This is a genomic window from Pelomonas candidula, assembly GCF_043555985.1.
Taxonomy (GTDB): Bacteria; Pseudomonadota; Gammaproteobacteria; order Burkholderiales; family Burkholderiaceae_C; genus Pelomonas; species Pelomonas candidula.
Genome location: NZ_JBIGIC010000020.1, coordinates 41,666 through 55,506 on the forward strand (window position 1 = coordinate 41,666; position 13,841 = coordinate 55,506).

Consider the following 13,841-nt stretch of genomic DNA (forward strand, 5'->3'; position numbering starts at 1 on the left):
CGATGGCGCCGGGCGCCATCGCTACTTGCGCGGCACATAGCCGCCAGGCATCAACAGCATGCAAAGCACAACAAGAACGCTGACCGGAAACAGGAACAGCAATACCGTGATCCAGCGACGCACGGAACCGTAAAAACCGATGTCGCTCAATCGAGGAAGTGCCGCACGCTTCACGAAGACGTATGCGTTGACGACCGCAAGAGTGATCAGCCACAAGCCACCTATCACCTCAGCGATGAAGAATAGCCAGATCGGCCAATGGCCAGACACCGCCTTGACGGCGAGAAGGGCAAGGGCAGCTCTGGCGCCGGTCGATAGCGCGAAGCCGATGGCGAGGAAGACGACCAGCCTGATTTCGAACGAGACGCGGTCGAGCGTCTGGTCTGGTTCTTCAAGAGCGTGCATCGACGAATTGTCCTTGGCTCGCCCTCCGCTTCACCGTACCGGTCGATCCATCACATTCCTCAAATCGCCAGCCGCTCCCTCACCCCATCCGCCTTCATGTTCACGCCCCGCCCACGCATGACGATCTCGCCACGCTGCATCAGCAGGTACTGATCCGCCAGTTCCTCGGCAAAGTCGTAGAACTGCTCGACCAGCACCACCGACAGCCCCTTGTCGTGGGCCAGGTGCTTGATGACGCGGCCGATGTCCTGGATCACGTTGGGCTGGATGCCTTCGGTCGGTTCGTCCAGCAGCAGCACCTTCGGCCCCGGGGCCAATGCGCGGGCGATGGCGAGTTGCTGTTGCTGGCCGCCGGACAGGTCACCGCCGCGGCGGCCACGCATCTTGTCGAGCACCGGGAAGAGCTCGAACAGCTCCTTGGGCAGCGGCGTGCCGGCGGGCTGGCTGGCCAGGCCCATCTGCAGGTTCTCCATGACCGTCAGGCGCCCGAAGATCTCGCGGCCCTGCGGCACGTAGCCGAGGCCGGCGCGCACGCGCTGGTGGGTACGCAGCTTGTCGATGGTCTCGCCGGCCAGCGTGATGCTGCCCGACGTGATGGGCACGACGCCCATCAGGCTCTTCAGCAGCGTCGTCTTGCCGACACCGTTGCGGCCCAGCACGACGGTGATCTCGCCCGGCTTCAGGTCGAAGCTCAGGCCGCGCAGGATGTTGGAGCCACCGTAGTGTTGATGCAGCGACTCGACGCGAAGAATGTCATCGGCCAAGGTACACCTCGATCACTTTTTCATCCGATTGAACGGCCGCCATCGTGCCCTCGGCCAGCGTCTTGCCTTCGTGCAAAACCGTGACCGTGCGATGCGCGCTGGCCAGCGCGCCGACGAAGTTCATGTCGTGCTCGACGACGACGAGGCTGTGCTTGCCTTCCAGGCTCAGGAACAGCTCGGCCGTGCGCTCGGTCTCCTCGTCGGTCATGCCGGCGACGGGCTCGTCCAGCAGCAGCAGCTTCGGGTCCTGGGCCAGCAGCATGCCGATCTCCAGCCACTGCTTCTGGCCATGGCTCAGCAGGCCGGCCACGCGCTCGCGCTCGTCGGCCAGGTGCACGGTATTGAGCAGCTCACCCAGCCGATCGCGTTGTTCGCCACTCAGCTTCGCGCGCATCGCAAAGCGGGCGCGGCGGTCGCCGGCCAGCGCCAGCTCCAGGTTCTCGGCCACCGTCAGCGCCTCGAAGACCGTGGGCTTCTGGAACTTGCGGCCGATGCCCGCGCGGGCGATCTGCTGCTCGTTCATCGTGCGCAGGTCGAGGTTGCTGCCGAAGAAGACGCGGCCGCTGTCGGGCTTGGTCTTGCCGGTGATGCAGTCCATCGTCGTCGTCTTGCCGGCGCCGTTGGGGCCGATGACGCAGCGCAGCTCGCCCACGCCGACGGTGAAGCTCAGCCCCCCCAGCGCCTGGAAGCCGTCGAACGCGACCTTGAGGTCTTCAACGTAGAGGGCCACGCCCTGGTTGAAGACGGGGCCGTTGTCGGTGACGACGCGGGTCAGCGAGCGGGCATGCGCCTCGGCGCCGGCTTCGAGAAGTTCGGGTGTCATTTCTTGAACCTCCGGGCCAAGCCCATCAGGCCTTGCGGCAGGAACAGCGTCACCGCGATGAACAGCCCGCCCAGCACGTAGAGCCAGCCCTCGGGCCACACGGCCGTGAAGACGGATTTGGTGCCGTTGACGAAGAACGCACCGAGCACCGGCCCGATCAGCGTGCCACGGCCGCCCACGGCTGCCCAGATCGCCATCTCGATGCTGGCCGCCGGGCTCATCTCGCCCGGGTTGATGATGCCCACCTGCGGCACGTAGAGCATGCCGGCCAGCGCGCACATGACCGCGGAGATGACGTAGGCGCTGAGCTTGAAGGCGACCGGGTCGTAGCCCAGGAAGCGCACGCGGCCCTCGGCGTCGCGGATGGCCTGCAGGACGCGGCCCCAGCGGCTTTGCGTGAGCCAGCGGGCGACGAGATAGCAGCCGATCAGCGCGACGCCGCTGGCGATGCACAGGCCCACCTTCATGCCCGGCGACGTGATGGCCAGACCGGCGATGCGCTTGAAGTCGGTGAAGCCGTTGTTGCCGCCGAAGCCGGTCTCGTTGCGGAAGAACAGCAGCATGGCCGCCACCGTCACGGCCTGCGTGATGATGGAGAAGTACACGCCCTGAATGCGCGAGCGGAAGGCGAAGTAGCCGAACACGGCGGCCAGCAGGCCCGGTACGGCCAGCGCCAGGAAGATCTGGCCCAGCAGCGAGTCGCTCAGCGCCCAGTGCCAGGGCAGCTCCTTCCAGTTCAGGAAGACCATGAAGTCCGGCAGGTCCGACTGGTACTGGCCGTCGCGGCCGATCTGGCGCATCAGGTACATGCCCATGCCATAGCCGCCGAGGGCAAAGAACAGCCCATGGCCCAGCGACAGGATGCCGCCGAAACCCCAGATCAGGTCCAGCGCCAGCGCGCAGATGGCAAAGCAGAGGAACTTGCCGAGCAGGCCGACATAGAACTCGCTGAGGTGCAGCGGGTGCCCCGGCGGGAAGGCGAGGTGCAGCAGCGGCGCGAGCAGCACGACCGCGGCCAGGGCGATCAACAGAGGCTTCTTCATTCGACGGACCTGCCCTTCAGTGCGAACAGGCCTTGCGGCTTCTTCTGGATGACGAGCACGAGCAACAGCAGCAGCGCGATCTTGGCGAGCACGGCACCCTGCCAGCCTTCCAGCAGCTTGGCGAGCACACCCAGGCCGAGGCCCGCGTAGACGGTACCGGCCAACTGGCCGACGCCGCCCAGCACGACCACCATGAAGGCGTCGACGATGTAGCTCTGGCCCAAGTCGGGGCCGACGTTGCCGATCTGGCTCAGCGCGCAGCCGGCGAGGCCCGCGATGCCCGAGCCGAGCGCGAAGGCCATCGTGTCGACCTTGGCCGTGTTGACGCCCACGCAGGCCGCCATGCGGCGGTTCTGCGTGACGCCGCGCACCATCAGGCCCAGGCGCGTCTTGGCCAGCAGCAACGCCATGCCGACGAGCACCAGCGCGGCGAAGGCGAGGATGGCGAGGCGGTTGTAGGGCAGCGTCAGGTTGGGCAGCAGCGCCCAGCCGCCGGACAGCCAGGCGGGGTTCTCGACAGCCACGTTCTGCGCGCCGAACAGGCTGCGCACGGCCTGCATCAGCACCAGCGAGATGCCCCAGGTGGCCAGCAGCGTTTCCAGCGGCCGGCCGTAGAGCCAGCGGATCACGGTGCGCTCCATCGCCGCACCGACCAGCGCGGCGGCCAGGAAGCTGGCCGGCAGCGCCAGCCACAGGTAGTAGTCGAAAGCGACGGGCGCCCAGGCGCGGAAGGCCTGCTGCACGCTGTAGGTCGCGTAGGCGCCCACCATCAGCAGCTCGCCATGGGCCATGTTGATGACGCCCATCAGGCCGTAGGTGATGGCCAGGCCCAGCGCGACGAGCAGCAGCACCGAACCCAAGCTCAGGCCGGAGAACAGCAACTGCGCGCGCTCGCCCCAGGCCAGGCGGCCACCGATGTCATCGACCGCCTTCTGCATCGCGGCCTTGGCGGCGGGGTCGGTCTCGGCGCCGAGCTTGTCGAGCAGCAGCGCGCGCGTCCCTGGGTCGGCGCTGCCGGCCAGCGCCGTTGCGGCGGCCTTGCGCTGCGCGGCGTCGGTGGACGACAGCTTGGCGCCGGCCACCAGCGAATTCAGTTGCGCGCGCAGGCCGGCATCGGTCTCGGCGGCCAACGCCTTCTCGAACAGCGGGAGCTTGGACTCGTCCGCGTCGTCACGCAGCGTGGCGAGTGCCTTGGCTCGCGCATCGCGGTCGGGGGACAGCAGGTCCAGCCCGGCCAGCGCGGCGTCGATCTCGCGACGCATGCGGTTGTTGAGCATGGGCTCTTCGGCATCGGCGGGCGGCATGGCGCCGTCGGCGATGACGAGGGCCTGCCCGCCCTTCAGCCGCACGCGACCGTCCTGCAGCGCACGAAGGAAAGGGCCGAGCGACGCATCGCCCGTGGCCAGCGCCTGCTGCAGCGCGGCGACACGGTCATCGCCGTCACCCGCCGCGATGCGCGACGCCAGCTCGGGCGGCAGCGCCCAGGCCGAGCAGCCGAGCACCGCCAGCAGCCATCCAAGAAGAAGTCGTTTGATCATGAAGATCCAAGCGAACGAAACCGGCGACGCGCTCGGGGCGCGCCATTGCAGTGGCTGCCGTGGGCCCGGCCGGGCCGGGCCACGGGCAGCATTCCGTCAGGCCGCAGCGCGGGGCTGCGGCACCGGCGGCCTTACTTCGTGGGCTCGTCCTTCTTGCCCTTGTTCTCGGGGATGTAGGGGCTCCACGGCTGGGCCTTGACCGGGCCGGGCGTCTTCCACACCACGTTGAACTGGCCGTCCGCCTTCACTTCGCCGATGAAGACCGACTTGTGCAGGTGGTGGTTCTTCGGGTCCATCATGGACGTGATGCCCGACGGTGCCGTGAAGGTCTGGCCCGCCATCGCGGCGATGACCTTGTCGGTGTCGGTGCTGCCGGCCTTCTTGACGGCCTGCGCCCACATGTTGATGCCGATGTAGGTGGCTTCCATCGGGTCGTTGGTCAGCGGCTTGTCCTTGTGGCCGGCGATGCCCTTGGCCTTGGCGTAGTCGCTCCACTTCTTGATGAAGGCATCGTTGGTGGGGTTCTTGATCGACATGAAGTAGTTCCACGCCGCCAGATGGCCCACCAGCGGCTTGGCGTCCACGCCGCGCAGCTCTTCCTCACCCACGGAGAAGGCCACCACCGGCACGTCCGTCGCCTTCAGGCCCTGGTTGCCCAGTTCCTTGTAGAACGGCACGTTGGAGTCGCCGTTGATCGTCGACACGACGGCGGTCTTCTTGCCCTCGGACGAGAACTTCTTGATCTTGGCGATGATGGACTGATAGTCCGCATGGCCGAAGGGCGTGTAGTCCTCCATGATGTCCTCGTCCTTGATGCCCTTGCTGTGCAGGAAGGCGCGGAGGATCTTGTTGGTCGTGCGCGGGTAGACGTAGTCGGTGCCCAGCAGCACGAAGCGCTTGGCGCCGCCGCCGTCCTTGCTCATCAGATATTCCACAGCAGGGATGGCCTGCTGGTTGGGCGCGGCGCCCGTGTAGAACACGTTCTTGCTCAGTTCTTCACCCTCGTACTGCACGGGGTAGAACAGCAGCGAGTTGGTCTGCTCGAACACCGGCAGCACCGACTTGCGGCTGACGGATGTCCAGCAGCCGAACACGACGGCGACCTTGTCCTGCGAAATGAGCTGCTTGGCCTTCTCGGCGAACAGTGGCCAGTTGGAGGCGGGGTCCACCACCACCGGCTCCAGCTTCTTGCCGAGCAGGCCGCCCTTGGCGTTGATCTCGTCGATGGCCATCAGCACCGTGTCCTTGAGCACGGTCTCGGAGATGGCCATGGTGCCGGACAGCGAATGCAACACGCCCACCTTGATGGTGTCGGCGGCGAAGGCGGCGGGAGCGAACAGGCTGGCAGCGGCGGCCAGGGCGAGTACGGAACGGCGAAGCATCGTTGAATCCTCCAGTTGGATGTCGAGGGGGTCGAGGTAGCCGAAGGGGCTATGCGCAAGCCCCGTGCCAGCTTGGCTCTGGCCCCCGCTTCCCGCAGTGCACCGTCGGGGCGCATGCCCGCCACCATGACAGCCCTGTCAAGGTGCAATTTGCACCGTTTGTGTACCGCAGCACTCCGACATCGCACGAAAACGGGCTGGGGATGCCCCGCTTTGTGGCCGGCAAAGCCCCAATCGCCAGTCGCGGGCGGCATCCCGACAATCGCGCCCCTCTGCGGCAGCCGGCAATGCCCGTGCGTCACACAACCTTACGTAAGTCGTACAAAACGCAAGACGGCCCCTGCCGGGCCGCCCCCAAGATGCGCCGCATGCTGGCGTTGACCGTATTGCCCTGGTGCTGCGCGGCCCTGGCGGCCAGCGCGCCGCTGCCCGCGCCCCAGGAAGGCGCCGGCGAGCTGAACGTGCTGCACTGGTGGACGTCCGCCAGCGAGCGCGCCGCGGCCAACCACGTGGCCGCCCGCATGGCCGAGAACGGCCTGAAGTGGGTGGACGGCGCCGTGGCCGGCGGCGGCGGCGGGCCGGCCATCAAGGTGCTGAACGAGCGCATCCTGCGCCGCATGGCGCCCAAGGTGGCCCAGCTCAACGGCCAGTCCATGACGGAATGGGCCGACATGGGCCTGCTGCTGGAGCTGGACGGCGTGGCGGCAAAACGCAACTGGTCCAAGGTCATGTTCCCGCAGGTGATGGCACAGGTCACCGTGCGCGGCCATGTCGTCGCCGCGCCGCTGGGCATCCAGCGCATCAACAACCTCTACCTGAACAAGCCGCTGTTCAAGCGCCTGGGCATCGACCTGCCCAACGACTGGGACGGCATCGAGCGCGCCGCGGCCAAGCTGCGCGCGGCCGGCGTCACGCCCGTGGCCTTCAGCGACGAGCCCTGGCAGGTGGCGACCGTGTTCGAGGCCATGCTGCTCAGCGAGGCCGGCCCCGCGCTGTACCGGCGCATGCTGGAGCAGCGCGACCTCAATGCCTTCGACGACCCCGCGCTGGCACGCGCGCTTCAGCGCCTGCGCACCTGGCGCAACCTGGCCCAGCCCGTCGGCGCCGCGGCGGCTCCGGGCGAGCGGCCCTGGACGGACGTCGTCGCCGACTTCGCCAACGAGCGTGCCGGCATGCTCATCATGGGCGACTGGGCGCGCGGCGAACTGGGCGCGATGGGGTTGGAGGGCGAGCGCGACTTCAGCTGCAAGGCGGTGCCGGGCACCGCCCAGGCGCATCTGTACAGCATCGACACGCTGGCCATGCTGGCGGGCAACGGCGGCTCCACCGCCGACCAGGAAAAGATGGCCGAGCTGCTCGGCAGCGCGACGCTGCAGCTGGGCTACAACCGCATCAAGGGCTCCATCCCCGTGCGCCGCGACGTGCCGGTGGACGAGCTGGACCCCTGCGCCCAGCAGTCCTTCCACCTCTTCGCCAACCCGAACACGCCGCGCGTCCCCAGCCTCGTGCACCGCATGGCCTTCGGCGAGGTCGGCAAGAACGCCATCATCGAAACCGTCCACCGCTTCGCGCTGGACCCGACCCAGACGCCCGCCGCCGCCCAGCGCAAGCTGCAGGGCCTGCTGCGCGCGCTGGCACCGAAGAAGACCGCTCCATGACACCCCGCAAGATCCTGATCGTCGACGACGACCAGAAAATCCGCAGCCTGCTGAAGACCTACCTCGAGAAGAACCAGTACGAGGTGCTGCTGGCCCACGACGGCGCCAGCTTCATGGCCGAGTTCGAGCGCCACCGCGACGAGATCAGCCTGTGCATCCTCGACGTGATGCTGCCCGACACCGAGGGCTTCACGCTGTGCCAGTCGGTACGCCGCCGCTCCGAGGTGCCGGTCATCATGCTGACCGCCAGCGCCGACGAGACCGACCGCATCGTCGGCCTGGAGCTGGGCGCCGACGACTACCTCGGCAAGCCCTTCAACCCGCGCGAGCTGCTGGCGCGCATCAAGGCCATCACGCGCCGCACCGGCCAGGAGAGGGCCAAGGAGCCGCGCTACTACGCCTTCAACGGCTTCACGCTGGATCTGCTGGAGCGCAGCCTCATCGACCCCGACGGCACCGCCACGGCCCTGTCGGGCATGGACTTCCAGCTGCTGAAGCTGCTCGTCGAACACCCCGGCGAAGTGCTGGACCGCAGCCGCCTGGCCGAGGTCACGCGCGGGCGCGACCTCGGGCCGCTGGACCGCTCACTGGACGTGCAGGTCAGCCGCCTGCGCCAGCGGCTGCGCGACGACGGCAAGCAGCCCGCCCTCATCAAGACCGTGCGCGGCTCGGGCTACGTCTTCTCCACGACGGTGACCGCGCGGCATGCGCTCTGACGCCGAGGACACCGGCTCGCCCGCGCCGCTGCGCGCGTGGCCCCAGCGCTTCGCCAGCTTCCTGTTCGACAGCCTGCAGGGCCGCTTCGTGCTGGCGATGCTGGGCGGGCTGGCCCTGGTGCAGCTGGTGGTCAACCTGCTCTGGTACAGCCAGATCGAGCAGCGCGTGCGGCGGCAGACGGAGCTGGCGGCCCACCACGTCGCCAGCGGCGCCATCGGCGCGGTGCGCGCGCTGCGCGAGCTGCCGGCGGCGTACCGCCCGCTGCTGATCGAGCAGCTGCGCACGATGGGCGGCACGCGTTTCCTCGTCTTCTTCAACAACGCCGCGGTGCCCGTGCAGCCGCTGCCCGGCCAGCCGATGGCGCGCATGCTGGAGCAGCAGGTCACGCAGGAGCTGGCCGCGCAGCTGCCTCAATTGAATGGAGGCACGCCGCTGCGCGTGGCGCTCGCGTCGCCCATCGGCCTGGCCGTCTCGCCCAGCGGCGCGCTGCTGAGTGACCTGCCGGAAAGCTGGGTGGAGCCCTCGCTCATCGCTGCCGAACGGCCCGCGCCCTTCCTCGTCATCCAGGCGGAGACCGAGCCGGGCCAGTGGCTCTACCTCAGCAGCACGCTGCCCGACCCCTACTTCCTGGAGCAGCTGGAGTTCTTCACCTGGCAGCGCCTGACGCCGCAACTGCTGGCCCTCGGCCTGGCCGTCGGGCTGACGCTGATCGCCGTGCGTGCCATCACGCGGCCGCTGGCCGGGCTGAGCCAGGCGGCCGCGCGCGTGGGCCGGCGCGTCGCGCCCAAGCCGCTGCGCGTCAGCGGCACACAGGAGGTGCGCCAGGCCATCGAGGCCTTCAACGACATGCAGGAGCGCATCCGCCGCTACATCGGCGACCGCGAGCGGCTGTTCGCGTCCATCTCGCACGACCTGCGCACGCCCATCACGCGGCTGCGCCTGCGCAGCGAGCTGCTGGACGACACCGCCGTGCAAGACGAGTTCCACGAGGACCTCGACGAACTGGACATGATGGTCAAGACCGCGCTGCAGATCGTGAAGGACACCGACATCCACGAGAACCGCGCGCCGCTGCGCATCGACCTCGTGCTGCAGAAGATGGTGCGCGACGCCCGCATGGGCGGCCACCCGGTGGAGCTGCAGAGCGAGCCGTTGACGGTGTTCGGCAAGCCGCTGGCGCTCAAGCGCGCCATCGGCAACCTGCTGGACAACGCGATGTTCTACGGCGAGGGCGAAGGGCCGGTGGAGGTCAGCATGGGCGCGGACGAGGACGGCATGGTGGCCGTGACCGTGCGCGACCACGGGCCCGGCGTGCCCGAGGCGGCTCTCGCCCGCCTGGGCCAGCCCTACACGCGGCTGGAACATGGTGCGGCCCAGCGCAAGGAGGGGCTGGGCCTGGGCCTGTCCATCGTCCGCGAGATCGTGGCGGACCACGGCGGCGCGGTGCGCTTTCGCAACCACCCCGAGGGCGGCTTCGAAGTCCGCCTGGCACTGCCCGCAGGCTGACCCATGCAGCACATCGCCATCATTGGCGGCGGCACGGCCGGCTGGATGACCGCCTGCCTGCTGCAGCAGCGCTGGCGCGAGCGCGGCATCGCGGTCACGCTGGTCGAGTCGGCGGAGATCGGCACCGTCGGCGTCGGCGAGGGCTCGACGCCCTATCTGCGCCGCTTCTTCGCGACGCTGGGCATCGCCGAGCGCGACTGGATGCCGGCCTGCGACGCGACCTACAAATGCGGCATCCGCTTCCCCGGCTGGAGTTCGGTGCCAGGCTACGAGAGCTACTTCCATCCCTTCTTCAACGAGGCGGACCGGGAGCTCGGCAACCAGTTCTTCACCAACGCCTGCCTGCGCCGCCGCGGCCAGGCGGCCGATGCCAACCCGCAAGACTTCTTCCTCGCCGCCGAACTGGCCCGCCAACGCCGCGCGCCGATCTATGCGGGCGACGGCCCAGGCACCGACTATGCCTATCACTTCGACGCCGGCAAGCTCGGTGCCTTCCTGCGCACGCATGCCGTGGGGCTGGGCGTGCGCCACATCGTCGACACGGTGGCGCGCGTCGAGCAGCGCGAGAACGGCGACATGGCCGCCGTGCACCTGAAGAACGGCGCGCGCATCGCGGCCGAGCTGTTCGTGGACTGCAGCGGCTTCAAGGGCCTGCTCATCAACGAGACGCTGGGCGAGCCTTTCCTGCCGTTCCGCGACAACCTGTTCAACGACCGCGCCATCGCCATCCCGACGCCGCTGGTGGACGGCGAGGACATCCCGTCCGAGACCGTCTCCACCGCGCTGCGCCATGGCTGGGCCTGGCAGATCCCGCTGACCAGCCGTTATGGCAACGGCTATGTCTACAGCTCAGACTTCGTCAGCGACGACGACGCCGAACGCGAGCTGCGCGCACACCTCGGCGCTGCGGCCGAGGGTGCCACGTCACGCCGGCTGCGCATGCGCGTAGGCCGCGTGGAGCAGCACTGGCGGCAGAACTGCGTCGCGGTAGGCCTAGCCCAGGGCTTCATCGAGCCGCTGGAGGCCACGGCGCTGATGCTGATCCAGTTCAGCATCGAAGACCTCATCGCCGCGCTCGAAGGCGACGGTTTCGGCCGCGGCAGGCAGGCCGACTACAACCGCCGCGTCAACGAGATGTTCGAAGGCGTGCGCGACTACGTCGTCGCCCACTATCAGCTCAACACGCGGCGCGACACCGACTACTGGCGCGCCAACCGGGCGAACCGCCACATCTCCGCACGCCTGGCCAGCCTGCTGGACGTCTGGGACCGCGGCGGCGACTTCGAGGCCGAGCTGGAACGCCACGGCTCGGCGCTGATGTACCTGCGCCCGTCCTGGTACGCCCTGTTCGCCGGGATGGGTCGCTTCCCGGCCGATCTGCGCGCGGCGCCACAGACGCTCACGGCCGCCCAGGCCCGACAACGCCTGCGCCAGATGGCACAGGCGTTCCGCTCGCACCGCGGCCATCTGAGCGTCGGGTGAACTGCAGGGCCGGGCGTGCAGCGCCTGCTGCAGGCTTGCTGCAGCCAGTCAGCGGCAGCACCACCTCAGGCCACATTCACCACCGGGCAAGGCCAGGCGCGCGCGGCATGGCACCATCCGCGCTGGCTGGTCAGGTGAAGGTCGCGTGGCCATGAACATTGCATGACCGGCTCCCACAGGCGCATGAGCCGTTCAACCGAGGTGGACTGAGATTGAGACAAAAGCTGATTGGGCTCGTGCTGGCCGTTATGGCCGCAACGCAGGTTGCTGCAGCAGACACGGAAACTGCCTACCCGCCGCTGCTGAAGCCGGTGGCGCAGGAGGCCAAGGCGGCTCACCTGGCGGCGGAACTGCTATCGCGCTTTCACTACAAGGCGATCCCGCTCGACGATGCCTTGTCGAGCAGGGTGTTCGACCAGTACCTGAAGTCGCTCGACCCCGAGAAACTCTATTTCCTGCAGTCCGACATCGACCGCCTGGCGGTGGACCGCACCCGGCTTGACGATGCGATCCTGACCGAGGACCTGCGCGTGCCGTTCGAGATTTTCAACCTGTACGAACGCCGGGTGCTCGAACGAATGACCTACGGCCGCAGCCTGCTGCACAAGGGGTTCGACTTCGAGCGCAACGAGACGCTGATGATCGACCGCAAGGACCAGCCCTGGCCCGCGACCGAGGCTGGGTCGCTCGACCTCTGGCGCAAGCGTGTCAAGAACGACTGGCTGCGGCTCAAGCTGGCGGGCCAGGACGACGCGGCCATCGCGAAGGTCCTCGACAAACGCTACGACAACGCCGCCAAACGACTGGGCAAGATCTCCAGCGCCGACGCCTTCCAGGCGTTCATGAATGCCTACACGATGGCGATCGAGCCCCATACCAACTACCTGGGGCCTCGCGCCGCAGAGGAATTCGACATCTCTATGCGGTTGTCGCTGGTGGGCATCGGCGCGGTTCTGACCGAGATCGACGGCTACACCACCATCCGGGAACTGGTGCCCGGTGGCCCCGCGAGTCTGTCGGGGCAGCTGAAGGTGGGCGACCGCATCGTGGGCGTGGGGCAAGGCACGAAGGGCCCGATGGACGATGTGGTCGGCTGGCGCCTGGACGACACGGTGGCAGCGATTCGCGGCGCGATGAATTCGACGGTGCGACTGGACATCCTGCCAGCCGACAACGGCCCCGATACACCCAACAAGAGCGTGAGCCTTGTCCGCAACACCATCACGATCAAGGACAGCGCGGCCAAGGCCAAGGTCTATTCGGTGGCCACGGGCGCGGGCAAACGCCTGATCGGCGTGATCACCCTGCCCTCGTTTTACGAGGACGTTGATGCGCTGCGAAAGGGCGACAAGGACTACCGCAGCGCGGCACGTGATGTAGCCAGGCTGCTGCAGGATTTGAAGGCCCAGAAGGTGGAGGGCCTGTTGATCGACCTGCGCAACAACGGCGGCGGCTCGCTGCGCGAGGCGGTCGATCTGACGGGCCTGTTCGTTGGCAAGGGCCCGGTGGTTCAGACACGCAACGCCAAGGGCGAGATCAGCGTCGAGAAATATGCCGATGCCGGCCCGGCCTGGGACGGCCCCCTCGGTGTGCTGATCAACAGGAGCTCGGCTTCGGCGTCGGAGATTTTTGCCGCGGCGATTCAGGACTACGGTCGCGGCCTGGTCATCGGCGAGCCCAGCTTCGGCAAGGGCACGGTCCAGACCGTTGCCAGCCTCGACCAGATCGCCAGGAATGCCACGCCGGTGTTCGGCGAACTGAAGATGACCATCGCGCAGTTTTTCCGGGTGAACGGCGGCACGACGCAACTGCGTGGCGTGACGCCGGACATCGGCTACCCGCCCAGCGGCGACGACACCCAATTCGGTGAATCGAGCTTCGACAACCCCTTGCCCTGGACCCGCATCAAGGCGGCCGACTACGCGCCTGTGGGCGACGTGACGGCATCACTGCCCCGCCTGCTGGCGTGGCACGAGAGCCGCGTTCAACGAGACCCTGACTACCAGAACCTGCTGGAACGCCTGGCAAAGGCCCAGGAGCTGCGCAAGAACAACGTCATCTCCCTCAACGAAGAGGCGAGGCGCAAGGAGCGAGCCGCCGCGGAGAAGCGCCTGGCTGCGATGCTGGGGGCCGCCGAAGCGGGCGCGGGCAACCCGCTGTCTGACGATGGCTTGCAGTTCGATGAACGCAAGCTCAGCAAGGACCTCGCCGCGCAGAAAACCAGGGAAGGCATCAACGACGTGCTGCTGAACGAGTCCGTCAACATCCTGTCCGACAGCGTGGCGTTGAAAGAGGGCCAGTCCCAAACGGCAGCGAGCGCTTTGCCGGCCCGGCCCGTGGTGGTCACGGCCCTGCCGGCGGGCTCATCGAAACCCTAGGCTTGCACGCCGACTGGATGGCCCGGCAGGGTCGGAAACGCGAATCAAAGCGGTTGCCAGCGTCCGGCGCCGCAGGCAATGTCCGAGGCTCAAGCCAATGCTCGTTTTGAGCCGAGGGCGGCGGCATTCGGCTCACCGCTCGCTC

General features: G+C 68.0%; 11 protein-coding genes. 5 read left to right on the forward strand and 6 right to left on the reverse strand.

The features are described from left to right. Positions 1-21: 21 nt before the first annotated feature. The 6 genes from ACG04R_RS26510 to urtA all read right to left on the reverse strand — a co-directional run bounded on the left by ACG04R_RS26510 (position 22) and on the right by urtA (position 5,955). A complete protein-coding gene (locus tag ACG04R_RS26510; protein WP_394417138.1) occupies positions 22-405 on the reverse strand; it encodes a hypothetical protein in 384 nt (127 codons plus the stop codon). Between the two features lie 59 nt (positions 406-464). Then, a complete protein-coding gene (gene urtE / locus ACG04R_RS26515; protein WP_394417202.1) occupies positions 465-1,157 on the reverse strand; it encodes an urea ABC transporter ATP-binding subunit UrtE in 693 nt (230 codons plus the stop codon). A gap of 1 nt (position 1,158) precedes the next feature. Continuing rightward, entirely contained in the window at positions 1,159-1,992 is an 834-nt protein-coding gene (gene urtD, locus ACG04R_RS26520; RefSeq protein WP_394417140.1) for an urea ABC transporter ATP-binding protein UrtD, read from the reverse strand. Beyond that, complete coding sequence (gene urtC / locus ACG04R_RS26525) at positions 1,989-3,035, reverse strand: urea ABC transporter permease subunit UrtC (RefSeq protein WP_394417141.1); 1,047 nt, start codon at positions 3,033-3,035, stop codon at positions 1,989-1,991. Before urtC ends, urtD begins: the two co-directional genes overlap by 4 nt. Then, positions 3,032-4,573, reverse strand: coding sequence for an urea ABC transporter permease subunit UrtB (gene urtB, locus ACG04R_RS26530; protein ID WP_394417143.1), 1,542 nt, complete (start codon positions 4,571-4,573; stop codon positions 3,032-3,034). The genes urtC and urtB overlap by 4 nt, the downstream gene beginning before the upstream one ends. 131 nt (positions 4,574-4,704) lie before the next feature. Beyond that, positions 4,705-5,955 carry an urea ABC transporter substrate-binding protein gene (gene urtA / locus ACG04R_RS26535; protein WP_394417145.1) on the reverse strand — a complete coding sequence of 417 codons (1,251 nt, stop codon included), beginning with the start codon at positions 5,953-5,955 and terminating at the stop codon, positions 4,705-4,707. A gap of 368 nt (positions 5,956-6,323) precedes the next feature. On the opposite strand from urtA, the gene ACG04R_RS26540 reads away from it, so the two are divergent. The 5 genes from ACG04R_RS26540 (at position 6,324) to ACG04R_RS26560 (ending at position 13,696) form a co-directional block, all read left to right on the forward strand. After that, positions 6,324-7,613 (forward strand): ABC transporter substrate-binding protein, encoded by a 1,290-nt coding sequence (locus ACG04R_RS26540; RefSeq protein ID WP_394417147.1) that lies wholly within the window; start codon positions 6,324-6,326, stop codon positions 7,611-7,613. Next, a complete protein-coding gene (locus ACG04R_RS26545; protein ID WP_394417148.1) occupies positions 7,610-8,329 on the forward strand; it encodes a response regulator in 720 nt (239 codons plus the stop codon). The genes ACG04R_RS26540 and ACG04R_RS26545 overlap by 4 nt, the downstream gene beginning before the upstream one ends. Continuing rightward, on the forward strand, positions 8,319-9,836 hold the full coding sequence (locus ACG04R_RS26550) for an ATP-binding protein (RefSeq protein WP_394417149.1): 1,518 nt from the start codon (positions 8,319-8,321) through the stop codon (positions 9,834-9,836). The genes ACG04R_RS26545 and ACG04R_RS26550 overlap by 11 nt, the downstream gene beginning before the upstream one ends. Positions 9,837-9,839: 3 nt before the next feature. Continuing rightward, positions 9,840-11,318: a tryptophan halogenase family protein gene (locus ACG04R_RS26555; RefSeq protein ID WP_394417150.1), complete on the forward strand. Its 1,479-nt coding sequence runs from the start codon at positions 9,840-9,842 to the stop codon at positions 11,316-11,318. Between the two features lie 212 nt (positions 11,319-11,530). After that, positions 11,531-13,696 (forward strand): carboxy terminal-processing peptidase, encoded by a 2,166-nt coding sequence (locus tag ACG04R_RS26560; protein WP_394417151.1) that lies wholly within the window; start codon positions 11,531-11,533, stop codon positions 13,694-13,696. The last annotated feature ends 145 nt before the right edge of the window (positions 13,697-13,841 follow it).

Bases quoted from the DNA above. Each gene is read 5' to 3' on its own strand.
- ACG04R_RS26510 (WP_394417138.1), bottom strand. From the start codon at position 405: ATGCACGCTCTTGAAGAACCAGACCAGACGCTCGACCGCGTCTCGTTC.
- urtD (WP_394417140.1), bottom strand. From the start codon at position 1,992: ATGACACCCGAACTTCTCGAAGCCGGCGCCGAGGCGCATGCCCGCTCG.
- urtC (WP_394417141.1), bottom strand. From the start codon at position 3,035: ATGAAGAAGCCTCTGTTGATCGCCCTGGCCGCGGTCGTGCTGCTCGCG.
- urtB (WP_394417143.1), bottom strand. From the start codon at position 4,573: ATGATCAAACGACTTCTTCTTGGATGGCTGCTGGCGGTGCTCGGCTGC.
- urtA (WP_394417145.1), bottom strand. From the start codon at position 5,955: ATGCTTCGCCGTTCCGTACTCGCCCTGGCCGCCGCTGCCAGCCTGTTC.
- ACG04R_RS26540 (WP_394417147.1), top strand. From the start codon at position 6,324: ATGCTGGCGTTGACCGTATTGCCCTGGTGCTGCGCGGCCCTGGCGGCC.
- ACG04R_RS26545 (WP_394417148.1), top strand. From the start codon at position 7,610: ATGACACCCCGCAAGATCCTGATCGTCGACGACGACCAGAAAATCCGC.
- ACG04R_RS26550 (WP_394417149.1), top strand. From the start codon at position 8,319: ATGCGCTCTGACGCCGAGGACACCGGCTCGCCCGCGCCGCTGCGCGCG.
- ACG04R_RS26555 (WP_394417150.1), top strand. From the start codon at position 9,840: ATGCAGCACATCGCCATCATTGGCGGCGGCACGGCCGGCTGGATGACC.